The following is a 23,234-nucleotide window of genomic DNA, read 5'->3' on the forward strand; positions in this document are numbered from 1 at the left end:
CGGTGCAAGCGATGGTTGCTCAGGCAACGCGCGGAAACTCTCAGGTCCAATACAGAGCGGGGAGGAACCCAGCCGCTGTGGCGTACCCAAACGCTGCCCAAGTAATGGAGTTCCTTCGTGACGGTTAGTTCTGCCTCCACCACCTTCGTCGATCGGCATATCGGCGCCCGCCGCCAGGCCGACATTGAGACCATGCTCAAGTCCGTCGGCTACGACACTGTTGATTCGCTGGTCGACACCGCCGTCCCGAACGACATCCGCCAGGAAGTTGCCCTCACCCTGCAGAACGCGCTGAGTGAAGTTGAAGTCCTGGCCGAGCTGCGCAAGCTCGCGTCCAAGAACAAGACGGCCGTTCAGATGATCGGCCAGGGCTACTACGACACCGTGACGCCGCCCGTGATCCGTCGGAATATCCTCGAATCCCCGGCTTGGTACACGGCTTACACCCCTTACCAGCCGGAAATCTCGCAGGGCCGACTCAAGGCGCTCCTGAACTTCCAGACCATGGTCCAGGACCTGGTTGGGCTGCCGATCGCCAACGCGTCCCTACTGGATGAAGCAACCGCAGTGGCCGAAGCCGTCCTCATGATGCGCCGAGCCAACAAGAACAAGGCTGTCCAGGATGGCAAGACCGTCCTCGACGCAGACTGCCTCCCGCAGACCATTGCCATCGTCAAGGGCCGTGCCGAGGCGCTCGGCTTCAAAGTTGAGGTCGCTGACCTTTCCTTGGGTCTCCCGGAAGGTGCCATCAACGGTGTCGTCCTCCAGCAGCCCGGCGTTTCCGGCCGCGTGTTCGATCACTCTGCCGTGATTGCGGACGCCAAGGAGCGCGGTGCGCTGGTTACCGTTGCTGCCGACCTCCTGTCCCTGACCCTCATCACCCCTCCAGGCGAGCAGGGCGCCGACATCGCCGTCGGTTCGGCACAGCGCTTGGGCGTTCCGCTCTTCTTCGGTGGCCCGCACGCCGCCTACATGGCCGTCCAAAAGGGACTGGAGCGTTCCATGCCCGGCCGTTTGGTGGGCGTTTCAAAGGACGACGCCGGTGTCCCCGCCTACCGCTTGGCGCTGCAGACCCGCGAGCAGCACATTCGCCGCGAGAAGGCCACGTCCAACATCTGTACAGCGCAAGCACTGCTGGCCATCGTGGCCTCGATGTACGCCGTTTACCACGGCCCTGAGGGCCTCAAGGCGATCGCCGAAACCGCCCATGGCCACGCCCGCACGCTTGCAGCGTCCCTGAAGGCTGCCGGCGTCGAGGTCCTCCACGGTTCCTTCTTCGACACCATCACCGTCCGCGTTCCCGGCAAGGCTGCTGAAATCGTCGCCGCTGCCGAGGCCAGGGGCATCAACCTCCGTGGCATCGACGCTGACACGGTTGGCGTCAGCGTTGATGAAACCACGACGACGGCGGTCGTCGCCGACGTCGCTTCGGTCTTTGGCGCTTCGGTCACCGAAACCACTGAGGGCTTCGCGCTCGACGGCTCTGTTGAACGTACGAGCGACTTTATGCAGCACCCGGTGTTCAACACCCACCGCTCAGAAACCCAGCTCCTCCGCTACATCCGTAAGCTCTCGGACCGCGACCTCGCGCTGGACCGCACCATGATCCCATTGGGTTCCTGCACCATGAAGCTGAACGCTACGGCCGAGATGGAGGCAATTTCCTGGCCGGAGTTCGCCTCGATCCACCCGTTCGCTCCGGATTCCCAGACTGAGGGCTGGCGCGAACTCATCACCGACCTCGAATCCCAGCTGACCGAGATCACCGGCTACGACCAAGTCTCCATCCAGCCGAATGCCGGTTCCCAGGGCGAGCTCGCCGGTCTGCTTGCCATCCGCGGCTACCACCTGTCCCGCGGCGACGCGCAGCGCAACGTCTGCCTGATCCCCGCTTCTGCCCATGGCACCAACGCAGCCTCGGCAGTGCTGGCGGGCATGAAGGTTGTTGTGGTGGCCACTGCTCCCGATGGCACCATCGACCACGTAGACCTCAAAAACAAGATCGAGGCCCACCGCGACGCGCTCTCGGCCATCATGATCACCTACCCGTCCACTCATGGTGTGTACGACGCCGACGTCCGCGAAGTATGCGACGCCATCCACGAGGCCGGCGGCCAGGTTTACATCGACGGCGCCAACCTCAACGCCCTCGTTGGTCTCGCGCAGCCGGGTAAGTTCGGCGGCGACGTCTCCCACCTGAACCTGCACAAGACCTTCTGCATCCCCCACGGTGGCGGTGGACCCGGCGTTGGTCCGGTTGCTGCAAAGGCGCACCTCGCACCGTTCATGCCAGGCGACGCTGCATCATGGACCGAAGGCAACGACGTCCCGATCTCGGCGTCCCGCTTCGGTTCCGCCGGTGTCCTCCCGATCTCCTGGGCCTACGTGAAGCTCATGGGTGGCCAGGGTCTCACCGAAGCAACCAAGTCTGCTCTGCTGGCCGCGAACTACATCGCATCCCGCCTCAACGAGCACTTCCCGGTCCTCTACACCGGCGAGGGCGGACTCGTGGCTCACGAGTGCATCCTGGACCTCCGCGAACTGACGGCTAAGACCGGCGTCACGGCTGAGGACGTTGCCAAGCGCCTGATCGACTTCGGCTTCCACGCCCCCACCCTCGCGTTCCCGGTTGCCGGAACTCTGATGGTAGAGCCCACTGAGTCCGAAGACCTTGTGGAGATCGACCGCTTCATCGAAGCCATGATCACCATTCGCAAGGAAATCGACCAGGTAGCCAACGGCGACTTCGCCGTGGAGAACTCGCCGCTGCGCAAGGCACCCCACACGGCTGCCGCCGTCGTAAGTTCTGACTGGGACCGTGCGTACCCGCGCGAGCAGGCCGCCTTCCCGGTCCACCACCTCAAGCAGGACAAGTACTTCCCGCCCGTGGGCCGCATTGATGGCGCGGCCGGAGACCGTAACCTGGTGTGCTCCTGCCCGCCGATCGAAGACTTCGAAAACTAAGGACTGGTCATGACTGAGAACTACACAGCCCTTTACGAAGAGCACAAGAAGCTCGGCGCGTCCTTCACCGACTTCGGTGGCTGGCAAATGCCGCTCAAGTACTCGTCCGAGTTGGCCGAGCACCACGCCGTCCGCAAATCCGCCGGACTGTTCGACCTCTCCCACATGGGCGAAGTCTGGGTCACCGGTCCCGAGGCAGCTGCCTTCCTGGACTACGCACTGGTGGGCAAGATCTCCGCTATGGCCGTCGGCAAGGCCAAGTACTCGCTGATCTGCCAGGAAGACGGCGGCATCATCGACGACCTCATCACCTACCGTCGGCCCTCTACCCAAGAAGGCACCGACAAATTCCTTGTGGTTCCGAACGCCGGCAACGCCAAGGTTGTTGCCGCTGCGCTGCTGGAGCGCGCAGCCGGTTTCGACGTTGTTGTTGAGGACGCTTCCGATGAGACCTCGCTGATCGCTGTCCAAGGCCCGCTTGCTGAAGCGATCCTCCTCCGCCTGGTACCGGCCAAACAGCACGCCCAGGTCACTGAGCTTAAGTACTACGCGGCGGTTGAAGTTCCGTTCACGTTCGACGGCGGCACGCAGGACCTGCTGCTGGCCCGCACCGGTTACACCGGTGAAGATGGCTTCGAAATCTTTGTAGCCAACGAGTCCGCAGCAGCTCTCTGGCAGGCAATCGCCGACGCAGCAGAAGAAGGCGAACTCACCCCGGCCGGGCTGGCTTCCCGCGACTCACTCCGCCTCGAAGCAGGCATGCCCCTCTACGGCAACGAGCTCTCCCGCGAAGGCAACCCCTTCGCAGCAGGACTCGGTCCCGTGGTGGCCTTGTCTAAGGAAGGCGACTTCGTCGGCAAAGACGCACTCGCCGCCCTCAAAGCAGACGGTGCCGGTTCCACCAGCGGACGCAAGCTCGTGGGCCTCAAGGGCTTGGGCCGCAGGGCCGGGCGCGGCCACTACCCGGTCCTCAAGGACGGCGCAGCGGTCGGTGAAGTCACCTCCGGCCAGCCCAGCCCGACGCTTGGCTACCCGGTAGCGTTGGCGTATGTCGACGTCGCTTTTGCTGAGCCGGGCACCGCCCTGGACATCGACCTTCGGGGTAAGAGTGAGCCCTTTGAAGTCGTCGCACTGCCGTTCTACAAGCGCCAAAAGTAAGCGGTAGTTGTCCCGTCGGGTCGCCTTTGGCCCGTCGGGTCCGGTAACCTCTGCATGCTCGGTCGCGAAAGCGCCCGCTGGGCGGACGCGACGCTCCCTTAGACGCATGCTGCCGGTCACCGGACCCGATGGGGCTGCGCACCTCACCAGGACGCGCGGCCGCTCTGGCGCCCCTCGAACCGCTAAGGTGCTGGGGGAGTGGCAACCTGCCGCATGAGTGCCTGTCCGCGCAGCCCACCAGCCACAGTTTTTGATCAACCACAGTAAGGAAACAGAATGCCCAAAGTAGCGCCCGAACTTCAGTACTCCGACGAACACGAGTGGGTTTCCCGCGGAGACGGGAACTCGGTGTCCGTTGGTATCTCCGAGGTTGCCACTGACGCACTGGGTGACATCGTGTACGTGGACCTTCCCGAGGTCGGTTCGACAGTTACTGCAGGCGAGACCTGCGGTGAGGTTGAGTCCACCAAGTCGGTTTCGGACCTGTACTCACCCGTTACCGGTGAGGTCACGGAGATCAACGACGCCGTTGTTTCCGACCCCGCCCTGATCAACAACGACCCCTACGGCGCCGGTTGGTTGTTCAAGGTTGCTGCTGAGTCCGAGGGCCCGCTGCTCTCGGCCGAGGAGTACGCCTCCAAGAATGGCGGAGACCTCTCCTAGGTTTCTGAGGTGGCCCGTTGGGTCGACATCCTCTGCGACCTCGGTCGCAAAGACGCCCGTGAAGTATTGCCAGTCCGTTTCGTGGGTTAGCTGCGGAATGTGCCGTGCGCACGGCATGTTCGGCAGCTAAACCCCGAAATGGAGCCCATCGGCGTAGCGTGGGATTGTAGAACTGAATAAAATTGCGACGCCGGGTTGCCGCCTTTGGGGGCCATCCGGCGTCGTGCTTCGGTCGACCTCCGCCATAAGCAGGGGCGGCCCTCCGGCAGGACCATCTGCCGGACCGTTTTCAAGCTTTGTTAAGGAATCCCGACCATGGCTGTTGGCGTTTTCGATCTGTTTTCTGTGGGTATTGGCCCGTCGAGTTCTCATACTGTGGGGCCCATGCGGGCTGCTGCAGTGTTCGCTGGTGAGCTCAAGGACGCCGGCGTTCTGGGCTCGGTGGCGTCGCTGCGGGTTGACCTCTATGGCTCATTGGCTGCCACCGGTCGTGGGCATGGCACCATGACGGCCACGCTGCTGGGTTTGGAGGGGTATCACCCTGAGCTGATCCTGCCCGAAGAGGTGGAGGAGCGGCTCGCGACGATCGCTGAGACAGGTGTCCTGAACCTGGCCGGCGCCTCCGGCGAAGGCGTGGAGCTGCCGTATGCGGTTGAGGACATGATCTTGCATCCGTTGACGGTGTTGCCGCGGCATACGAATGGGATGAAGTTTGCTGTCTCTGATGCTGGTGGGAATGTGCTGCGGGAGGCGACGTTCTTTTCGGTCGGTGGTGGGTTCATTGTCCGGGAGGGTGAGGAAGATGCGGCCCGGGAGGAACTCGAGGAGTCGAAGAAGGAGTTGCCGTTGCCGTTCAGGACGGCGGCGGAGTTGCTGGGTCGGTGCTCCTCGAAGGGGTTGGGGATCAGCGACATTATGTTCATTAATGAGCGTGCGTCCCGGTCCGAGGAGGAGATCCGGGAGGGTTTGCTGCATATTTGGTCCGTGATGGAGGCCTGTGTTGAAACGAGTTTGAAGCGTGAGGGTGTGTTGCCCGGTGGTTTGAAGGTTCGTCGTCGTTCTCCTGATTGGTTGGAGCGGTTGCTGAAGGAGGACAAGGACCGGAACGATCCGAAGTATTGGCAGGAGTGGGTGAACCTGATCGCGTTGGCGGTCAATGAGGAGAACGCTTCTGGTGGTCGGGTGGTGACGGCGCCGACCAATGGTGCTGCGGGGATCATTCCGGCGGTGCTGTATTACGCGTTGAATTATGCGCCGGGGATGGACAAGGCTACGCAGGCCGATAAGGACGATGTGGTGGTGAAGTTCCTGCTCACTGCGGGTGCGGTGGGTGTGTTGTATAAGGAGCAGGCGTCCATTTCGGGGGCTGAGGTTGGTTGTCAGGGTGAGGTGGGTTCGGCGTCGTCGATGGCTGCTGCTGGGTTGGCTGAGGTGATGGGTGGTACGCCGGGTCAGGTGGAGAACGCTGCGGAGATCGCGATGGAGCACAATCTGGGGTTGACGTGTGATCCGATCGGGGGGTTGGTGCAGATTCCGTGTATTGAGCGGAACGCGATTGCGGCGGCGAAGGCGATCAACGCGGCGAAGATGGCGTTGTGGGGTGATGGGACGCACCGGGTGTCGTTGGATGAGGTGATCGTGACCATGCGTGAGACGGGCAAGGACATGTCCTCCAAGTACAAGGAAACCGCGATGGGCGGCCTCGCCGTCAACGTCGTCGAATGCTGAGTCTGTAGGCTGAGATTTCAGAACATGTCTTGGGGGAACGCATGAATGATGAAGTAAATCCCCTAATTCCAACGGTGTGGGAGGCCGCAGTATTGGGAGTCGGAGCAGTGGCAGTTCTCTTGGTCATGGCTGCCCTGGTTCTGGTACTCAGCACGAAATCCTTCTCACCCGGAGTTCGGATTGCGTTGGTGGTGCTGGCGTTCGCAGCCCCCGTCGCTGGGCCGCTGGTGGGCATTGTGTTGGCACTCCTTGAGCGGCGAAAGGCCCGACGCCCTAATTCTGTCAGTCCCTGATGCCATCATGTATCCATGAGCGGGGGATACAGCAGGGACTTTTTGCGGACACGGCTTGAACTGCCCAGTCCGTCGGCTACTACGACACTTTTGGACTACACCCACTTTTCTGTACGCTTCCGGGCTTCCCGGAAGCTCGCAGCGATTGTGGGTGTGAACATCAACGGCAAGGAACTGATACCCCTGGCCCGCGAGGGTTCATGGCATTTGGATGACAGGATCCCACGGGAGCAGCAGGCTGGCCCGGATCTGTACAAGAACAACGCCTTTGATCGCGGGCACTTGGTCCGGCGCTTGGATCCGGTGTGGGGCGACGCCGCAACAGCCAAAAAAGCCAACCAGGACACCTTTAGCTACACCAACGCGGCACCACAGATTGATGACTTCAACCAAGGCAAAGAGCTCTGGGTAGGGCTCGAAGACCACGTTTTGGGCCACGCCGATGCGTATGAAGCAAAGCTGAGCGTGTTCACGGGGCCGGTGTTCCTCGATGACGATCCCGTATACAGGGGAGTTCAGATCCCTCGAAAGTTCTGGAAGATCGCGGCATGGACCAACGATGCCAAGCTGGCCGCCGTCGGCTTTGTCCTGGACCAATCGCCGATGCTGGGCAAAGTGGAGCTAAAGAAGGCCATCAGCCAACGGCTCCTTGAAGGTGAACCACCGCCGCTTGGACCGTTCAGGACGTTCCAAGTACCTATTGGGCAGATCGCGGACCTTACCGGGCTCAGCCTCAGCAGACTCATCGGCGCAGACCGACTTGTCAGTGGGCAGCGGGAATCCGGCATGGAACCTCGGGCCATCAAGCTGGAAACGGCGGAGCAGATTAGGCTCTAAGCCCCTAGTAAACCAGCAGAATCGGGGGATATCCACATACCCCGATAGACTTGGGGCTGCATGTCCGCATGCGCACTACGCTTTTGAACACTGCACCAAAACCCTGAGATTGGACACGGCCACCTTGCGAGAATTTACCGCCCGCTTTGCCACCGCCGAGGAAATCGATAACTGGGACAAGCACGTCACGGCGAATCCGAACGGCGGCAACATGCTGCAGTCGGACGCCTATGCGGCAGTCAAGGACGGTAACGGCTGGTTGGTCCGCCGGCTCGTCATCGAGACCCAGGACTACAGCAGCTACAACCTGCTCCTGGAGAAGAAGTTCCCTGTGATGGGTCGGCTTTGGTACCTCATCAAGGGACCGGACGTCCTGGATGTCAGCGACATCCAGCCCGCCCTGAGAGCAGTAGCCGCCCTGGCCCGTGAGAAGAAGATGAACGTCTTCACCATCAAGATCGAGCCTGACATTGTTGACTCGGCTGAGGCCGTGGCAGAACTTCAAGCTGCTGGTTTGGTGAAAGCTCCCAACATCCAGTCCAATGACTCCACGGCGTTGCTGAACATTGCAGCGCCCGCTAATGAAGTCTTGCGCAGCATTTCTTCACGTGCCCGCAACGCAGTTCGCAGGGCTGAACGTGAGGGTTGCGAGGTGGTTCAGGCTGAGCCGGGCGAAGACAGCTACCGCAAGCTCTACGCCCTCATGCAGAACACCGTGAACGCCAAGGGTGCCATGCCGCTGCGGAGTTACGAGTACTATTCCAAGTTCTGGGAAGAGTTCTGCAGCCGCGGCCAGGGACACTTCTTCTTCATCCACGAAGACGGTGCACCAAGTGTCGGTGCTTTCGTCATCAACTACGGATCCAAAGCTACGTACAAGGACGGCGGCTCCACCCAGAACCGCAAACAGTACGGTGATTCCCATCTGGCCCAGTGGGCGGCGATCCAGCGCATGCAGGAACTCGGATGCGTGGAGTACGACTTCTGTGGCACGCCCCCCGCAGCAAGGATCAAGGACAAGACCCACCCCCTGTACGGCATGGGATTGTTCAAGACGAGCTTCACCAAGACCGTAACGGACTTTGTGGGTTGCTATGACCTTGTCCTGGGACCTGTCCGCCACAAGCTGTGGCTCAAGGGTGCGGAACGCATCTTCCGTCGACTCGAAACCATGCGTACCGGTGGCCAGTTCTACTGACGGCCACCCGCAGCCAGCAAACCAACTTCAGGCCCGCCCCGGCCACCAACGGGTGCAATCTACTTTATAGGTGAGGTAATTTCTTTGACTCCGATCGAGGCTGGAACCGACATGGAATTCGTGATTCTCAGTGATGCTGATTTCGAGACATTCGCCAAGGGACATCCCCAGGGCAGCTTCATCCAGTCCATGGACCTCACGCGCTTCCAGCGTGCCCGTGGCCAGGAAGTGGAGCTTTTTGGCGTGACGCGCGGCGACAGCCTCATTGCTGCGGGGAAACTTGTCTACTCGTCCAACCGCCTGGGCTACAAAACCGCAGATTGCGCCAAGGGGCCCCTGATGGACTACAGCGACCCCGCCGTGGTGCGCTTCGTCGTCGAGCAGTTGAAAAAGCATGCGGCCTCGAAGAAAGCTGCAGAGCTGCGTATCTCTCCCAACATCCGGTACATTGCGCGTGATGAAGAGGGCGCCGAACACCCTGAAGTTGAGGACAACCGTCCACTACTGAAGGAGTTCGAAGGCCTGGGCTTCAAGCATCAAGGCTTCGACATGAACTTCGCCAACATCAACTGGATGTTCATCAAGCAACTCGACGGAATCGCTGATTCCGAAGAGCTCATCATGGGCATGAACTACCGCACCCGCAAGGCCATCCGTAAAGCCGAGAAGAACGGCGTCTACCTGGAACAGGCCACGCTGGAAACGCTGGATGAGTTCTACAACGCACTGAGCACAGCCGGCGACGAGAAGGGCTTCACGTACCGCGAACGCGAGTACTACGAGCAACTCCTCCGGAATACTTCGGACGAGTTCACCAAGCTCATGATGGCCAAGATCAACATTCCCGAATATCGGGCCTCCATCACGGAGCGTCTGGATGCCGAATCCAAGACCTTGGCAGACCTTAAGCGTGAGGTCGAGGAGACCGGCAGCAAGAAGAAAGCCAACCGCATCAAAGTTGTCCAGGACCTCGTGGACAGCTACGAGCGCAGCCTCAAGGACATTGAACGTTTCCCCGATTCCGTCGGTGTCGCTACGGTGGCTGCCATCCATTTTGCGTGCTCCGGTGACGAGCTGGTGTGCGTCATTGGTGGCACGGTTCAGGACTACATCTATTTCAACGGCGCCACGTCCTTGTACTGGGGCATGATGTTGCACGCCCTGAACAATGGTTATTCGCGCTACAACTTCTACGGGACGTTCGGCATCCAGGGCCAGGATGAGACCGGGCACGGCGGGTACGAATTCAAGAAGGGCTTCGGTGGCGAGGTGGTCCAGTTGGTGGGTGATTTCGTCGCGCCGGTGAACCCGCTCGTCTTCCACGGCTACCGTGCGGTCAGGAAGTTTGCAGGGGTTGCCCAGACAGTACTGGGACGATTGCCACTTGAGAAATTGCCGGTAGTAGGAAAATTTCGGAGGAACCGCTAATCACACAAGCCAAGGGAGGATCACCGCGTGACTGAACGCCCCGACGGGTCCGCCAACAGGCCCCATACCGACGGGTTGCCCAAGACCCAGCCGTTGCGGCCGTCCCAGGTCCGGCAGAACGTCAACGCCAAACGCATGCTGATGCGCTTGGTTCAAGGTGACAGCCCGCCGACGGCGCCCATGAACATCGTGGACCGGTTGGCCGGAAGTCCTTACGCCAACCCCACCATCCAGGTGGTGGGTGTGGACGCTTCGGCCCGCAAGACCATCGACTTCGCCCTTCATCTGGCCGAAGTGATGTTCCGTTACGGTGCGGGCGCCCTTGAGGTGGAGACCAGCATGATTGCGGTCACGGCTGCCCTTGGCTTGAAGAACGTGGAAGTGGACATCACCAACCAGTCGGTGGCCATCAACTACGCGCCTAAAGACCAGACGCCCATCACGCTACTCCGTGTGGTGCGCTCGTGGACCAACAATTACGCTGGCCTTGCCCAAGTTCACCAGTTGGTCACGGACATCGTGGCCGGGGGAGTGGGCCGTGACGAAGCCGTGCGCAGGTTGAATGAAATCATCCGCAGTGCCAAACCCTTCCCACGGTGGATGGTCACCATGGCCTTCGGCATCTTCGCCGCCGTCTTCGTGGGTGTCCTGGGTGGTGGCATCGGTGCGTCCGCGGTGGCTTTTGGTTCCAACATCCTGATCAGCCTGCTCTCCCGGCAACTTGCCAGATGGCGGACGGCTGACTTCTTCAACACCATGGCGTGCGCGTTCCTGGTCACCTTCATCGCGCTGATGCTGCGTTGGGCAGGTGTGGAAATTGCGCCATCCATTGTGGTGGCGGGTGGAATCCTGCTGCTTCTCCCCACGGGCCGTCTTGTTTCATCGGTACAAGACGCCATCAACGGCTTCCCGGTAACGGCCGCGGGTCGTTTCCTCTCGACGTTGCTCACTTTCGGCGCAATCGTTGCGGGGATTGGCGTCGCAGTAGTGGTTGGAACGCTGATGGGCAGCGCAGTCCTGGACGTCACCCAGACATTCCCCGACGCGTATCCCTTGTGGATTCAAGCAGTCCTTATTGCTATAGCGGTGGTCGCCATCGGAGTCACCGAGCAGACGCAAATGCGGCTGTTACTCCCGACGGCGGCAGTGGGCATAGTGGGCTTCTTCGTCTTGTGGGGTGTTGGCGAAGCCGGCCTCGGCGACCGTTTGTCGCCAGCCGTCGCTGCGGTGGTTATCGGCTTGCTGGGCCGCGTCGTGGCGCTCAAGCTGGGTGCTCCGCAACTTGTAGTGGCCGTCCCGGCCGCGCTGATCCTGCTTCCCGGTCTGACGATCTTCCGTTCCATGTACGCCCTGACCGTTGAAGGCGGCAACATACTGCTGGGTGCGGGTGGCATGCTCAACGCCGGCGCTATTGTGCTGGGCGTTGCGGCCGGCATCGTGCTCGGTGACAACCTGGCCAGGCCCCTGACGAAGGGTCTGTCCAGCAACGAGCGGCGCAGGGTACGCAGGCGCTAACGTCAAAAAACGAACGGCGCCGCCAGGAGGCGGCGCCGTTCGGCTTTAAGGACTGAGGCTAGATCTGTCCCACTGGGAGCTTCTTCTCTGCTTGGAAAACTTCCTCTACGCGACCCTGCGCCCAATAGCCGGACAGTGAGACCTGCGAACGCTCCAAGCCGCGCTGCACGAAGAAGATCTCGCGGAGTCCTTTCATATAGCCCCGCTCGCCGTGGGCGAAGACGTCCACGCGTCCGGGCAACCATTCGGTGGTGCGAAGGGCGTCAAGAAGCAGCTCGCTGGAACCCGCTTGAACGCCCTTGCGGAGGAGCCAGTGCAACTCCACTCCGGCAGGGGCGGAAATCGGAAGAATGTCGGCCTCGCTATCCACCTCAAGGAACACCGTTCCGCGGGCTTCAGGAGCAAGTGCCTCGACGCAGGCTGCGATGGCCGGTATCGCGGCGTCGTCGCCGGCGAACAAGTACCAATCGGCCCCGGGGGCGGGGTTGTACCCACCGCCTGGACCTGTGAAGATCAGCGAATCGCCGGGCTTGGCGGCGGCGGCCCAAGGACCGGCCAGTCCTTCGTCACCGTGCACCACAAAGTCGATGGCCAGTTCCTGTGCTTCCAGGTCTACCCAGCGGATGGTGTACGTGCGAGTGTGCGGCCACTGCTCACGGGGCATGGTCTCGCGGATGGCCCACAAGTCCAGCGGGAGTTCGTACTCGACGCCCGGCTGCGGAAACACGATTTTGATATAGCGGTCCACATATTCGTTGTTCGCGTAGTCGCTGAAACCAGGTCCGCCCGCCACAATCCGCACCATGTGCGGTGACAGGCGTTCATTTCGCAGGACGGTCAGGTTCACCTGCGGACGGGTTTTGCGTGAGGCGGACGAAGTGACGGGGAGAGCAGTCATGAAGGTAAGCCTAAGCTAATTTCCTGCGCGTCGGCTGGGTATGAGTCGAAGGTTACAGACCCTCGCTCACATCCCGCGTGTTCGGGCCGGACGCTCGTTCACATCCCGCGTGTTTGGGGTGGGATGTGAACGAGCGTTGGGCTTGAAGGGGGTGGGATGTGAGAGAGCGTTGGGCTTGAAAAAGTTACAGAACGGGTAATTCCCAATTGATGGGCTCAGTCCCCAAGTCAATGAGCAGCTCATTGGCCCGGCTGAAGGGCTTGGAGCCGAAGAATCCTCGGGATGCAGAGAGTGGACTTGGGTGGACCGAGACAATGGACGGTGCCCCTCCCAGCAGGGGCACCACGCCCTGGGCATCTTTGCCCCACAGGATCGCCACCAGCGGACTCTGCCGCCCGGCGCCGTCAGTGCGGTTGGCGACGGCGGTGACCGCCGCCGTCGTGACTGCTTCCCAACCTTTGCCGCGGTGGGAGCCGGCGTTTCCCGCTTCGACGCTGAGGACGCGGTTCAGGAGCAGGACGCCCTGCTCCGCCCAAGCGCTGAGGTCGCCGTGGACGCGGGGCGGGAGTCCGAGGTCGTCGTGGAGTTCGCGGTAGATGTTGGCGAGGCTCCGGGGAATGGGTCGGGTAGGGCGGGAAACGGCGAACGACAACCCGATGGCGTGGCCCGGGGTTGGGTAGGGGTCCTGGCCGAGTATCAACACTTTGACGTCGGCCAGCGGCTGTTTGAAGGCGCGCAACAGGTTCTTTGCAGACGGCAGAACTTGGGCGCCGTTGGCCGATTGGGCCGCTACGTAGTCCAAGGCTTCACGGAGCTGGCCTTCAACCGGGCGCAATGCATCGGCCCAATCGGGAGCCACCAGCTCATCCAGCGGCTGTTTGAGCAGGGCGGCGAAACCCGGGTCAGTAGTATCAGCAGGTTCAAGATCAAAGAGTGCATCCTCGCCAGTCACCGGGCCATTGTCTCCCGCGCGCCGTACGACTTGCGAATGACACCGTTGTTATTCGCCCGTAACATGGGGGTAGGACATTTTCCCCCAACGAGCGTCGAAGGAGTGTGCCGTGGCAGAACCCGCACCGGAACCGATGGCGTCCGAGGCAACAGGCTTTGCCCTTGAGGACCTCGCGGCCGAGACCCGCAGTGACTCGCCGCTGAGTGAGCGTGACCAGCAGATGCTGGCGCTGGAGCGGCAATGGTGGAAGTACGCCGGAGCCAAGGAACAGGCTATCCGCGAGCTGTTCGATCTCTCTGCCACACACTACTACCAGATCCTGAACGCGCTCATAGACACCGAGGATGCGTTGGCCCACGATCCCATGCTCGTCAAGAGACTGCGTAGACTACGTACGTCCCGCCAGCGTGCGAGGACTGCACGTCGCTTGGGGTCCGACGCGTAAATCGCCAGGCTGATCTGTCAGCAGCAACCAGCAAGGACACCGCTTCACCATGACCAAATATGCCAAGGACGAATTCGACCAGGTTCCGCAGAACACGTCCCGCCAAGGCGTTCACCGCGACGCCCAAGAGACTGCACGCCCCACCCTGTGGCCGGTCCTGACCGTTGGGGCGGTGGCCCTGGTGCTCGGGCTCGTGGCATTCCTCATCCTCCCCAACCTTGGGCTGGTAGCACCCAGCGCTTCGTCCAACACCACGACGCCGGCGCCGCTGCAGACGTCTGCGGCACCGTCCGCTGCGCCCACCGAATCCAGCAGTGCGCCGCCCGCTTCCAGCGAACCCAGCAGCGAACCGACGCCCTCGGAATCTCCTTCCGCTACTCCGTCGTCGCCTCCGGTGGACAAGGCCACTCCTGTGGCCGTCTACAACGGCGCCGGGACGGCAGGGTTGGCCGGACGGGTGGCAGGCCTCGTCCAGGGCGACGGTTGGGCGCTGAGCACTGTAGGAAACTGGGGCGGACTGCCACAGCAGACGTCCGTGATCTTCTACAACGCTCCGGAGCAGAAGGCCAACGCGGAAGCGCTGGGCACCTTGCTGGGCATCCAGACGATCGTGGAAACGCCCGAGGTTCAACAGCCGCTGGTGGTTGTGGCCGGGCCCGGCTACCAGTAGGCATTGAGCCCGTTCCTGAGCTAAAATGCTCCAACTCGGTTAAGCCTCAATAACAAAAGTGGTGCCCTGCCCCTCCACGGCAGCGCGGCGCTAGTGACAGTGGTTACAGTGGACTAATTCCGGTACGGAGATCCCGGCTACCGGTCTTGGCTACTGCGAAAGTGTGGGCATCATGGCTTTGGGAACCGTCAAATGGTTCAACGCCGAAAAAGGCTACGGATTCATCACTGTGGATGAATCCGGCGACGACGTCTTTGTGCACTGGTCCGCCATCCAGATGGATGGCTTCCGCGCCCTCGAAGAAGGCCAGCGGGTTGAGTTCGAACTGGGGGAGGGCCAGAAGGGTCCGCAAGCCGAAGGCGTCCGCGTCGCGTAGTTCGATGGCGGCGTCTACGCCCATTCCTGTCAGCCCATGGCTGAAAGCCCTTTGTTTATAGAGCAAAGTGGCATCTCTGCTTGCACTCTCCCCGGTCGAGTGCTAATTATTGATTTAGCACTCCTATGGTTCGACTGCTAAGTCCGGCCCGGTTGACCCCGGCGGCGGACAGGCATCGGGCCGGCGGAGGATCAAGAAACACCTTGGTGGGGTGAGGTCCGGAGCGCGGGGCATACAGAGGCCCCAAGCGAAAGACCGTCCGTCGCGGGCACCCCATCTGATAGGTACCTTCTTAACGACTGTCCCGAAAGGACTACCGCCGTTATGGCCAAGATCATTGCATTTGATGAAGAGGCACGCCGCGGCCTCGAGCGGGGCCTGAACATCCTCGCAGACGCCGTCAAGGTCACCCTCGGCCCGCGTGGACGCAACGTCGTCCTCGAAAAGAAGTGGGGCGCCCCGACGATCACCAACGATGGTGTTTCCATCGCCAAGGAGATCGAGCTGGACGATCCTTACGAGAAGATCGGTGCAGAACTGGTCAAGGAAGTTGCCAAGAAGACGGATGACGTCGCTGGCGACGGTACCACCACTGCAACCGTTCTCGCCCAGGCACTGGTGAAGGAAGGCCTGCGCAACGTTGCCGCCGGCGCCGACCCGCTGTCCCTCAAGCGCGGTATCGAGAAGGCCGTTGAGGCAGTCATCAGCGAACTGCTGGCCTCCGCCAAGGAAATCGAAACCAAGGAAGAGATCGCAGCTACGGCTTCCATCTCCGCCGGCGACCCGGAAATCGGCAGCCTCATCGCCGAAGCCCTGGACAAGGTGGGCAAGGAAGGCGTCATCACGGTCGAGGAATCCAACACCTTCGGCCTGGAGCTCGAACTCACCGAAGGCATGCGCTTCGACAAGGGTTACATCTCCGCTTACTTCGTCACTGACGCAGAGCGCCAGGAAACGGTCCTCGAAGACCCGTATATCCTGATCGTCAACTCCAAGATCTCCAACGTGAAGGAACTCGTCACGGTTCTGGAGAAGGTCATGCAGTCCAACAAGCCGCTGCTGATCATCGCCGAAGACATCGAGGGCGAGGCCCTGGCCACCCTGATCGTCAACAAGATCCGTGGCACCTTCAAGTCCGTTGCCGTCAAGGCTCCGGGCTTCGGTGACCGTCGCAAGGCCCAGCTGGCCGACATCGCCATCCTCACCGGTGGCCAGGTCATCTCCGAAGAAGTTGGCCTCAAGCTCGAAAACGCTGGCCTGGAACTCCTCGGCACCGCCCGCAAGGTTGTTGTCACCAAGGACGAGACCACCATCGTTGAAGGTGCCGGCGACGCCGAGCAGATCGCAGGCCGCGTGGCCCAGATCCGCGCCGAGATCGAGAACTCCGACTCGGACTACGACCGTGAGAAGCTGCAGGAACGCCTGGCCAAGCTGGCCGGCGGCGTTGCAGTCATCAAGGCCGGTGCCGCAACCGAAGTTGAGCTCAAGGAACGCAAGCACCGCATTGAGGACGCAGTCCGCAACGCAAAGGCTGCCGTTGAAGAAGGCATCGTTGCCGGTGGTGGCGTTGCCCTCATCCAGGCAGGCGCCAAGGCATTCGCTAACCTCACCCTGCAGGGTGACGAGGCAACCGGTGCCAACATCGTCAAGGTTGCCATTGACGCACCGCTGAAGCAGATCGCTTTCAACGCTGGCCTCGAGCCGGGCGTCGTGGTGGACAAGGTTCGCGGCCTGCCTTCGGGCCACGGCCTGAACGCTGCCACGGGTGTCTACGAAGACCTTCTGGCGGCCGGCGTCAACGACCCCGTAAAGGTCACCCGCTCGGCTCTCCAGAACGCTGCTTCCATCGCTGGTCTGTTCCTGACCACCGAGGCCGTAGTTGCCGACAAGCCCGAGAAGAACGCTCCGGCTGCTGGTGGCGACGACATGGGCGGCATGGGCGGCTTCTAAGCCACCCGGCTGTAGCAATACAGCGCCCGGCATCACGCTGAACAGCATCACGACGGCGGCCCTCACCATTTTGGTGGGGGCCGCCGTTTTGTTCCCTCGTCAAAGCTGTACGTCAGGGCTGCAGACCCAAGTAGGTAGCAGATGATGCCCTTTTGAGCCCTCATAACGCCCTGTACTGCGACTCAGTTGGGTGCTATCACGGTTTTAGTGTCGGTGGGGTCTGGCAGGATTAACCCCATGACGATTATTGCTGCCGCCGATGGGTCCGCCCTCGGTAATCCTGGGCCGGCCGGTTGGGCCTGGTATGTTGACGACTCCTGTTGGCGAGCAGGAGGTTGGCCGCACGGTACCAACAACCAGGGCGAATTGATGGCCGTCCTTGACTTGTTTCGGTCGACGGCCCACGTGCCACAAGAAGAATTGCTGATCCTTTGCGACAGTCAGTACGTCATCAACTGCATCACCAAGTGGATGCCGGGCTGGAAGCGGAAGGGCTGGCGGAAGGCCGACGGCAAGCCCGTGCTGAACGTGGACCTTCTCAAGGACATCGACCAAGCGATCGTCGGCCGAAAATACACCTTCGAATGGGTAAAGGGCCACGCTGGTCACGACCTCAACGAAGCCGCCGATGAGCGCGCACGCGCTGTTGCGACGGCCTACCAGCAGGGTGTAGCGCACCGTGCTGGCCCCGGGTTCCCGGGTGCGCAGGAACAGCTTGGATCTCAGCCGCAAACGGAAGCCCGCGCAGCACAAACCCGTTCCTCCGAGCCGGTCCCTGCAAGCGCTGCCGCCGGCGTCTCGTCGGCAAGCGCTGGTTCCGCACCCGCCAAGGTTGACCGCAGCTCCCGTCCGCACTTTGAGCCCACGCTCTTTGGTGAGTCCGGCATCTTTGGCCAAGCCGATCTCTTCAGCGAATTGGAAGATGACGCGTCGGCGCAGCAACTGTCAGCTGAGGACACAGTTCTGGCGTTGGAACGGGAACTGCTGAGGCCGGACGTGAGGGCGGACATCGGCAGGATCGGTGTTCTGCTCCACCCTGACTTCGCGGAGATCGGTAGCTCGGGCAGGTTTTGGACACGGGACGCCATGATGATGGCGCTGGAAGAGGACCCCGGTGAACCGACGGAACTCGAATTGCTCAGCGCAGACAGGCTCAGCGACAACACCATCCTGCTGAACTACCGTAGTTTCGCGCACACGGGCTCGGCGCTCCGCAGTTCCGTCTGGATGCTCGACCGCGGTCAATGGCGGCTGCGGTTCCACCAAGGGACTGTCGAGAAATAGGCCCCGAGAACTAACCCCGGAAACCTAAGCCCGGGAACCTAAGCCCGGAGATAAATCCCTCATGACCTGCGAGGCGGCTGCACAGGGGGGAAGTCAGCCAGCCCCGCAGGAGTTCATGGGTGAGGGAGGACCGGGGCGGGGCAGCTAGTACGTGAAGCGCTGGGTGTTTCCTTGTTCCACTTCCAGATAGCTCGTGGCAGCTGAGGACAAGGCAATGTTGATGGAAGCCAAGGAAGCCTCGACCTTGCTTTGCGTCAGCGACCACTCCAGGACAAGCGCCTGGAAATTCGTGGCAGCTGTTCCCCGCCAGGTCGCCTCAAGTTCCTCCAGGCCACGCCGCATGGTCTGCACATCGGAGCTGATGCGATCAACAGTTCCTTTGACGTTGGCTGATTTGAGCTGGAGCAATTCGGTATCGACGGAGATGACGCTCATGGGTGGTGCCTTTCGACGAAGAGGTTCCGCGGTTTGCGGCGGGGATGCGTGGCTACAACATCGAGCCTAGGCAGCCTCCCGCAGCCGCAAAATGGGTGTTCGTCGCTATGTGGATAAAGGCGTTAGTTGGATAAGGCGCGTTAGGTGGACAGGAGCTCGGACGATTCCTCGTGGAACGGAAGGCTGACCACCAACGTGGCACCGCCGCCGTCGGTGTCCGCCACTTGGACCGTACCGCCATGGGAACCGACGATCGCGGCAACAATCGCCAGACCGAGGCCGCTGCCGCCCGTCTCGCGGGTCCGCGAGGTGTCCGCACGGTAGAAGCGTTCGAAGATCTTGTTGGTTTCAGACTCCGGAATGCCTGGCCCGTGATCGCGGATTTCGATGACGGAAACTGAACCGCTGGGGGTGGTTCGAACACCGACGGCCAGTTCTATGGGGCTTCCCTCTGGCGTGTACCGCAGCGCATTTCCCACGAGGTTCCCGATGACTTGCCGAAGTTTGGCTTCGTCACCTTGGACCGGCGCGGCAGTGGGGGCGGCGCCGTCGAGCCCTGTGAGCGTGATACTCCGGTCTCCGGATGAGGCCTTGGTGTCAACCACGGCATCGTGTGCAAGGAGCTGCAGGTCCACAGGCTTGAGCTGAAGCGGACGCTGTTCATCAAGGCGGGCCAGCATCAACAGGTCTTCCACCATGGAGCCCATGCGCTTGGCTTCGCTTTCGATCCGGCCCATCGCCATCGCCACATCCTCTTTGGTTGCCAAGGCCCCGTGACGGTATAGCTCAGAGAAGCCCCGGATGGTCACCAAGGGCGTTCGCAACTCGTGGGAGGCGTCCGCTGCGAAGCGGCGCATGCGCCCTTCGGAAGCGGCGCGGGCAGCAAAGGAAGCCTCGATGTGGGCAAGCATGGCATTAAGGGAACCGCCCAGGCGGCCAACCTCGGTGTGGGGATTGTCCACTTCCACGCGGCGGGACAGGTCACCGGCCGCGATGGCCGCAGCTGTCTTTTCCACCTTGGCGAGGGGACGGAAGGAGCGGGCAACAGTCCACGTGGCGATGAAGAACGCCAACACGAGCGTCAAGAGGCCGACGCCTACAACTACCAGGACAGCGTGCTCCATAACTTTGTCCACGGGAGTGAGCGGCAGCCCGATGATCATGACGCCGTTCTGGCCACCATCGGATCTGACGCCAATGGCCACCACCCGCCAGTTTGTACCGGCCGTGCCCTTGACCTGGAAGGGGGAGTTGCCGCGGAGCTTCGCTTCAGCGGGGGTGATGTTGGCGATTGCGGGACGATCACTTTGGCTGCCCGCGTAGGGATAAGGTGCGAAGCCTGGCACGTACAACGTCAGCGAGTAGTCTGTGGGCACGGCGGATTCGGTGGGAGCCTCCGGGTTCGGCTGGGCTGGCTCGTCAGTCGCCGGGTTGGGTGGGGCCAGCTTGTCGAAGGACTGCTGGTCCAGGGCCAAAGCAACGGCGGCCTTGAGTTTGTCGTCCACCTGGCCCTGCAGGTAACTCTTGACGAGCGTCAGCGTTCCCGCGCCCGTGGCCGCCAGGGCAAGCAGGAGCAGGCCCATGATGATGGCGACGAGCTGCGACCTCAGGGACGCCGATTTCCAGCGAAGCAGCAAGGGTCAGCGCTTCTCTGCCGTTCGCAGCACGTAGCCTACGCCGCGCTTGGTCTGAATGAGGGCCGCGGCATCCGGATCGATGTCCACTTTGCGTCGGAGGTAGGAGATGTAGGACTCCACGATCGAGGCGTCGCCGTTGAAGTCGTACTCCCAGACGTGGTCCAGTATCTGGGCCTTGGAGAGTACACGGTTGGGGTTCAGCATGAGGTAGCGCAGGAGCTTGAACTCGGTGGGGGACAGCTCGATCACGGTGCCACCCCGGCGGACCTCATGGGCGTCGTCGTCGAGTTCAAGATCGTCAACCCGGATAACGGCGTCGTCGTCCTCCAACGGCTGCGTGCGGCGGAGGACTGCGCGAATGCGGGCCACCACTTCGTCCAGGCTGAAGGGCTTGGTGACGTAGTCGTCGCCGCCCACAGTAAGGCCCGTGACTTTATCTTCGGTGTCGTCCTTCGCTGTGAGGAACAGGACGGGGAAGTGCTTCCCGGCAGCGCGGAGGCGCCGGGTCACCGTGAAGCCATCCATGTCCGGCAACATGACGTCCAGGACTGCCAGATCCGGAGAGTGGAGATCGGCCGCGGCGAGGGCTTCGCGACCATTGGCGGCCGCGACGACCTCGAAGCCTGCAAAACGCAGCGACGTGGACAGCAGCTCGCGGATGTTGGGCTCGTCGTCGACAACGAGAAGCTTGGCTTCGGGACCGTTCTTTTTCATGACATCCATGATGCTCCCAGAATCTGGGAGTTCACTGGATGCTGCATGTGAGCGGACTGCGTGGCTGCGTCCAGTTAATTTGTCCGGGCTCAGGCCCCCAACGCTAGCCCGGTTCCCAGCGCCACCATGGTCACTGCGATGCCGCCATCCAGGAATCGCCAAGACAGTGGCCGGGCGAAGAAACCGCGGAGGTAGCGTGCCCCGAATCCAAGGGAGGCGAACCATACGATGCTGCCCAGCATGGCCCCGGCACCGAACCACCATTGCAGTTGCGCTCCTTGAGCGCTGGCTATCGAGCCGAGGAGGGCTATGTCCAGGTAGACGTGCGGGTTGAGCCATGTCAGTGCCAGCACGGTGGTGACGGCGGCAGTGAGACTGCGCTTTGCGCCATCGTGGACCGGCCCTTCACTTTTCAGTGATTGCGGGCGCAACGCCCGGCGGGCGGCCATGACGCCGTACGTCACCAGGAAGGCTGCCCCCACGTAGCGAAGAACGACGACGGCGTCCGGAGCTGCCGTAATAAGGGCGCCGGTGCCAAGGACGCCGGCAGCGATAAGGACGGCGTCGCTTAACGCGCATACCGCCACGACAGGGACGATGTGCTCGCCGCGGATTCCCTGCCGGAGTACGAAAGCGTTCTGGGCTCCGATGGCGACGATGAGGGCGAGCCCGGTGGCCATGCCCAGGCCTGCGGAGTGGAAGAAGTCAGTAAGGTTCACCCTTGAAAATTACGTTCATCCTCATCTTTAGACCAGCTAAAGATTCTCACGCAACATAAGATGCTCTTATGCCCCACTTTCCCTCCGAGCAGCTGCTGACCTTTGCTACCGTCCTCTCCGAGGGCACGCTGGACGCTGCTGCGCGCTTGCTTCACATCACGCCTTCGGCCGTCTCCCAACGGTTGAAGGCGCTCGAGCAGTCGACTGGCAGCGTGCTGTTGCAACGCAGCAACCCTGCCAAAGCTACTGAAGCAGGCGAGGTTGTGCTGCGACTTGCGCGGCAGGTGGCACAACTGGAAGCTGACGCCGGGCGGGAAATGGGCTTGGGCGCCGACGGGGCGCAGTTGGCTGTGCCGATCGTGGTCAACGCGGATTCGCTGGCGGTGTGGTTCCTCCAAGCGTTGGCCAAGGTTCCCGCAGACCTCAATGTCACCTTCGACCTTCACCGGGACGACGAACAACACTCCACTTCGTTGCTGCGCTCAGGAACGGTCATGGCTGCCGTCACCGCCACGCCAGAGCCTGTGCAAGGGTGCCGGGTGGAGAGCCTCGGGGTGATGCGGTACCGCGCGGTTGCGGCACCGCATTTTGTGGACCGTTGGTTCCCGGAATTGTGGGAGGGACTGGACTCGGGAAGCGGCTTGACCGGGGCCGCGCTCAACGCCGCCACCACCGTGGACTTCGACCGCAAGGACACGTACCAGTGGGCCTTTGTGCAGTCGGCATTCAAGGCTGAGGGGGAGCCGCTTCCGGAACGGAAAGGACCTCGTCATTACGTCCCGGCTTCCCAGGACTTCGGCGACGCGATCCGTTTGGGACTCGGTTGGGGGCTAATCCCGGAAGTTCAATGCGGACCGGAAATCGCCGACGGCAGGCTGATCGAGCTCGCCCCCGATCATCCCATCGATGTGCCGCTCTACTGGCAACGCTGGCGAACGGCGTCCCGTGTGCTTGATGTGCTCAGCGAAACCGTCCGTGACGTTTCAGCGCTGTATCTACGGAAACCCTGAAGCGGTGGGAGTCTTGGGTGGTGGAAGTCTTGGGTGATCGGAATCCGAACACGCCCACGGATGCTTCTAAAAATGTCAGTGCCCCGCTCCACACTTTAAACATGGCAAACACAGCAGCTCCCGCAAGCATCCACCAGCACCGTGACAGTGACGTCGAGTTCCACGTGACGTACCTGGACACCGATTCCGGCCGCATCCGGCGAGAGGATTTTGAGGATCTGGCCGCAGCCGAGCGGTTCGCCAGTGCCCAACTCCGCGATCAGGACGGCTGGGCCGTGGTGGACCACGTCAAAATTGAGGTCACCAGCCGGATGGTCGCCTGAGGCACAAGCCTCCCATCCAGCTCACTCGGCCCGACCA

Annotated in this window: 22 protein-coding genes; 16 read left to right on the plus strand and 6 right to left on the minus strand. The window is 61.8% G+C overall.

Going from position 1 to position 23,234, the window contains the following annotated elements; all coding sequences use genetic code 11:
• The first annotated feature begins 117 nt into the window (after positions 1-117).
• From gcvP to ACNAOT_RS05290, 9 genes are all read left to right on the plus strand, one after another.
• Positions 118-2,964 carry an aminomethyl-transferring glycine dehydrogenase gene (gene gcvP, locus ACNAOT_RS05250; protein WP_420180290.1) on the plus strand — a complete coding sequence of 949 codons (2,847 nt, stop codon included), beginning with the start codon at positions 118-120 and terminating at the stop codon, positions 2,962-2,964.
• 9 nt (positions 2,965-2,973) lie between these two features.
• Positions 2,974-4,122 carry a glycine cleavage system aminomethyltransferase GcvT gene (gene gcvT / locus ACNAOT_RS05255; RefSeq protein ID WP_420180291.1) on the plus strand — a complete coding sequence of 383 codons (1,149 nt, stop codon included), beginning with the start codon at positions 2,974-2,976 and terminating at the stop codon, positions 4,120-4,122.
• A gap of 276 nt (positions 4,123-4,398) precedes the next feature.
• Positions 4,399-4,785 carry a glycine cleavage system protein GcvH gene (gcvH, locus tag ACNAOT_RS05260; protein WP_090820475.1) on the plus strand — a complete coding sequence of 129 codons (387 nt, stop codon included), beginning with the start codon at positions 4,399-4,401 and terminating at the stop codon, positions 4,783-4,785.
• Between the two features lie 315 nt (positions 4,786-5,100).
• Positions 5,101-6,513 carry an L-serine ammonia-lyase gene (locus ACNAOT_RS05265; protein ID WP_178996208.1) on the plus strand — a complete coding sequence of 471 codons (1,413 nt, stop codon included), beginning with the start codon at positions 5,101-5,103 and terminating at the stop codon, positions 6,511-6,513.
• A 41-nt stretch (positions 6,514-6,554) separates the two neighbouring features.
• Complete coding sequence (locus ACNAOT_RS05270; protein WP_178994239.1) at positions 6,555-6,806, plus strand: hypothetical protein; 252 nt, start codon at positions 6,555-6,557, stop codon at positions 6,804-6,806.
• 15 nt (positions 6,807-6,821) lie between these two features.
• On the plus strand, positions 6,822-7,643 hold the full coding sequence (locus ACNAOT_RS05275) for a DNA/RNA non-specific endonuclease (RefSeq protein ID WP_420180292.1): 822 nt from the start codon (positions 6,822-6,824) through the stop codon (positions 7,641-7,643).
• A gap of 109 nt (positions 7,644-7,752) precedes the next feature.
• Positions 7,753-8,841: a lipid II:glycine glycyltransferase FemX gene (locus ACNAOT_RS05280; protein ID WP_420180293.1), complete on the plus strand. Its 1,089-nt coding sequence runs from the start codon at positions 7,753-7,755 to the stop codon at positions 8,839-8,841.
• A gap of 111 nt (positions 8,842-8,952) precedes the next feature.
• Complete coding sequence (locus ACNAOT_RS05285) at positions 8,953-10,269, plus strand: peptidoglycan bridge formation glycyltransferase FemA/FemB family protein (RefSeq protein WP_420180294.1); 1,317 nt, start codon at positions 8,953-8,955, stop codon at positions 10,267-10,269.
• Between the two features lie 27 nt (positions 10,270-10,296).
• A complete protein-coding gene (locus ACNAOT_RS05290) occupies positions 10,297-11,784 on the plus strand; it encodes a threonine/serine ThrE exporter family protein (protein WP_091465688.1) in 1,488 nt (495 codons plus the stop codon).
• A gap of 58 nt (positions 11,785-11,842) precedes the next feature.
• Here ACNAOT_RS05290 and ACNAOT_RS05295 read toward each other — a convergent pair whose 3' ends face one another.
• Together ACNAOT_RS05295 and ACNAOT_RS05300 are read right to left on the minus strand one after the other, a co-directional pair.
• Positions 11,843-12,682 (minus strand): siderophore-interacting protein, encoded by an 840-nt coding sequence (locus tag ACNAOT_RS05295; RefSeq protein ID WP_420180295.1) that lies wholly within the window; start codon positions 12,680-12,682, stop codon positions 11,843-11,845.
• A gap of 184 nt (positions 12,683-12,866) precedes the next feature.
• Positions 12,867-13,634: a uracil-DNA glycosylase gene (locus ACNAOT_RS05300; protein WP_420180296.1), complete on the minus strand. Its 768-nt coding sequence runs from the start codon at positions 13,632-13,634 to the stop codon at positions 12,867-12,869.
• A 109-nt stretch (positions 13,635-13,743) separates the two neighbouring features.
• On the opposite strand from ACNAOT_RS05300, the gene ACNAOT_RS05305 reads away from it, so the two are divergent.
• From ACNAOT_RS05305 to ACNAOT_RS05325, 5 genes are all read left to right on the plus strand, one after another.
• Positions 13,744-14,079 (plus strand): DUF3263 domain-containing protein, encoded by a 336-nt coding sequence (locus ACNAOT_RS05305; RefSeq protein ID WP_420180297.1) that lies wholly within the window; start codon positions 13,744-13,746, stop codon positions 14,077-14,079.
• Positions 14,080-14,128: 49 nt separating this feature from the next.
• On the plus strand, positions 14,129-14,749 hold the full coding sequence (locus tag ACNAOT_RS05310) for a LytR C-terminal domain-containing protein (RefSeq protein WP_420180298.1): 621 nt from the start codon (positions 14,129-14,131) through the stop codon (positions 14,747-14,749).
• Between the two features lie 172 nt (positions 14,750-14,921).
• Positions 14,922-15,125 (plus strand): cold-shock protein, encoded by a 204-nt coding sequence (locus tag ACNAOT_RS05315; protein WP_011773737.1) that lies wholly within the window; start codon positions 14,922-14,924, stop codon positions 15,123-15,125.
• A 324-nt stretch (positions 15,126-15,449) separates the two neighbouring features.
• The gene (gene groL / locus ACNAOT_RS05320) at positions 15,450-17,075 is read left to right on the plus strand and encodes a chaperonin GroEL (RefSeq protein WP_089593895.1); all 1,626 of its coding nucleotides are present in this window, start codon (positions 15,450-15,452) and stop codon (positions 17,073-17,075) included.
• Positions 17,076-17,312: 237 nt separating this feature from the next.
• Positions 17,313-18,359 carry a ribonuclease HI family protein gene (locus tag ACNAOT_RS05325; RefSeq protein ID WP_091465697.1) on the plus strand — a complete coding sequence of 349 codons (1,047 nt, stop codon included), beginning with the start codon at positions 17,313-17,315 and terminating at the stop codon, positions 18,357-18,359.
• Positions 18,360-18,503: 144 nt separating this feature from the next.
• On the opposite strand, the gene ACNAOT_RS05330 is transcribed toward ACNAOT_RS05325, so the two are convergent.
• The 4 genes from ACNAOT_RS05330 to ACNAOT_RS05345 all read right to left on the minus strand — a co-directional run bounded on the left by ACNAOT_RS05330 (position 18,504) and on the right by ACNAOT_RS05345 (position 21,864).
• Positions 18,504-18,794 (minus strand): WXG100 family type VII secretion target, encoded by a 291-nt coding sequence (locus ACNAOT_RS05330; RefSeq protein WP_091465698.1) that lies wholly within the window; start codon positions 18,792-18,794, stop codon positions 18,504-18,506.
• A gap of 140 nt (positions 18,795-18,934) precedes the next feature.
• Complete coding sequence (locus ACNAOT_RS05335; RefSeq protein ID WP_420180299.1) at positions 18,935-20,431, minus strand: sensor histidine kinase; 1,497 nt, start codon at positions 20,429-20,431, stop codon at positions 18,935-18,937.
• A 3-nt stretch (positions 20,432-20,434) separates the two neighbouring features.
• Positions 20,435-21,145 carry a response regulator transcription factor gene (locus ACNAOT_RS05340; RefSeq protein ID WP_024819794.1) on the minus strand — a complete coding sequence of 237 codons (711 nt, stop codon included), beginning with the start codon at positions 21,143-21,145 and terminating at the stop codon, positions 20,435-20,437.
• Between the two features lie 89 nt (positions 21,146-21,234).
• Positions 21,235-21,864 (minus strand): LysE/ArgO family amino acid transporter, encoded by a 630-nt coding sequence (locus ACNAOT_RS05345; RefSeq protein WP_420180300.1) that lies wholly within the window; start codon positions 21,862-21,864, stop codon positions 21,235-21,237.
• A 68-nt stretch (positions 21,865-21,932) separates the two neighbouring features.
• Between ACNAOT_RS05345 and ACNAOT_RS05350 the strand changes: the two genes are divergently transcribed.
• Entirely contained in the window at positions 21,933-22,874 is a 942-nt protein-coding gene (locus tag ACNAOT_RS05350) for a LysR family transcriptional regulator ArgP (RefSeq protein ID WP_420180301.1), read from the plus strand.
• Positions 22,875-22,975: 101 nt separating this feature from the next.
• The gene (locus ACNAOT_RS05355; RefSeq protein WP_091465705.1) at positions 22,976-23,197 is read left to right on the plus strand and encodes a hypothetical protein; all 222 of its coding nucleotides are present in this window, start codon (positions 22,976-22,978) and stop codon (positions 23,195-23,197) included.
• Positions 23,198-23,234 lie beyond the last annotated feature (37 nt).

Source organism: Paenarthrobacter sp. TA1.8 (assembly GCF_048595705.1).
Classification (GTDB): domain Bacteria; phylum Actinomycetota; class Actinomycetes; order Actinomycetales; family Micrococcaceae; genus Arthrobacter; species Arthrobacter nitroguajacolicus.

Excerpts from the sequence above, each read along its gene's own strand:
- gcvT (WP_420180291.1), top strand. The coding sequence starts at position 2,974 with ATGACTGAGAACTACACAGCCCTTTACGAAGAGCACAAGAAGCTCGGC.
- gcvH (WP_090820475.1), top strand. The coding sequence starts at position 4,399 with ATGCCCAAAGTAGCGCCCGAACTTCAGTACTCCGACGAACACGAGTGG.
- ACNAOT_RS05265 (WP_178996208.1), top strand. The coding sequence starts at position 5,101 with ATGGCTGTTGGCGTTTTCGATCTGTTTTCTGTGGGTATTGGCCCGTCG.
- ACNAOT_RS05270 (WP_178994239.1), top strand. The coding sequence starts at position 6,555 with ATGAATGATGAAGTAAATCCCCTAATTCCAACGGTGTGGGAGGCCGCA.
- ACNAOT_RS05275 (WP_420180292.1), top strand. The coding sequence starts at position 6,822 with ATGAGCGGGGGATACAGCAGGGACTTTTTGCGGACACGGCTTGAACTG.
- ACNAOT_RS05285 (WP_420180294.1), top strand. The coding sequence starts at position 8,953 with ATGGAATTCGTGATTCTCAGTGATGCTGATTTCGAGACATTCGCCAAG.
- ACNAOT_RS05295 (WP_420180295.1), bottom strand. The coding sequence starts at position 12,682 with ATGACTGCTCTCCCCGTCACTTCGTCCGCCTCACGCAAAACCCGTCCG.
- ACNAOT_RS05310 (WP_420180298.1), top strand. The coding sequence starts at position 14,129 with ATGACCAAATATGCCAAGGACGAATTCGACCAGGTTCCGCAGAACACG.
- ACNAOT_RS05315 (WP_011773737.1), top strand. The coding sequence starts at position 14,922 with ATGGCTTTGGGAACCGTCAAATGGTTCAACGCCGAAAAAGGCTACGGA.
- groL (WP_089593895.1), top strand. The coding sequence starts at position 15,450 with ATGGCCAAGATCATTGCATTTGATGAAGAGGCACGCCGCGGCCTCGAG.
- ACNAOT_RS05325 (WP_091465697.1), top strand. The coding sequence starts at position 17,313 with ATGACGATTATTGCTGCCGCCGATGGGTCCGCCCTCGGTAATCCTGGG.
- ACNAOT_RS05330 (WP_091465698.1), bottom strand. The coding sequence starts at position 18,794 with ATGAGCGTCATCTCCGTCGATACCGAATTGCTCCAGCTCAAATCAGCC.
- ACNAOT_RS05340 (WP_024819794.1), bottom strand. The coding sequence starts at position 21,145 with ATGAAAAAGAACGGTCCCGAAGCCAAGCTTCTCGTTGTCGACGACGAG.
- ACNAOT_RS05350 (WP_420180301.1), top strand. The coding sequence starts at position 21,933 with ATGCCCCACTTTCCCTCCGAGCAGCTGCTGACCTTTGCTACCGTCCTC.
- ACNAOT_RS05355 (WP_091465705.1), top strand. The coding sequence starts at position 22,976 with ATGGCAAACACAGCAGCTCCCGCAAGCATCCACCAGCACCGTGACAGT.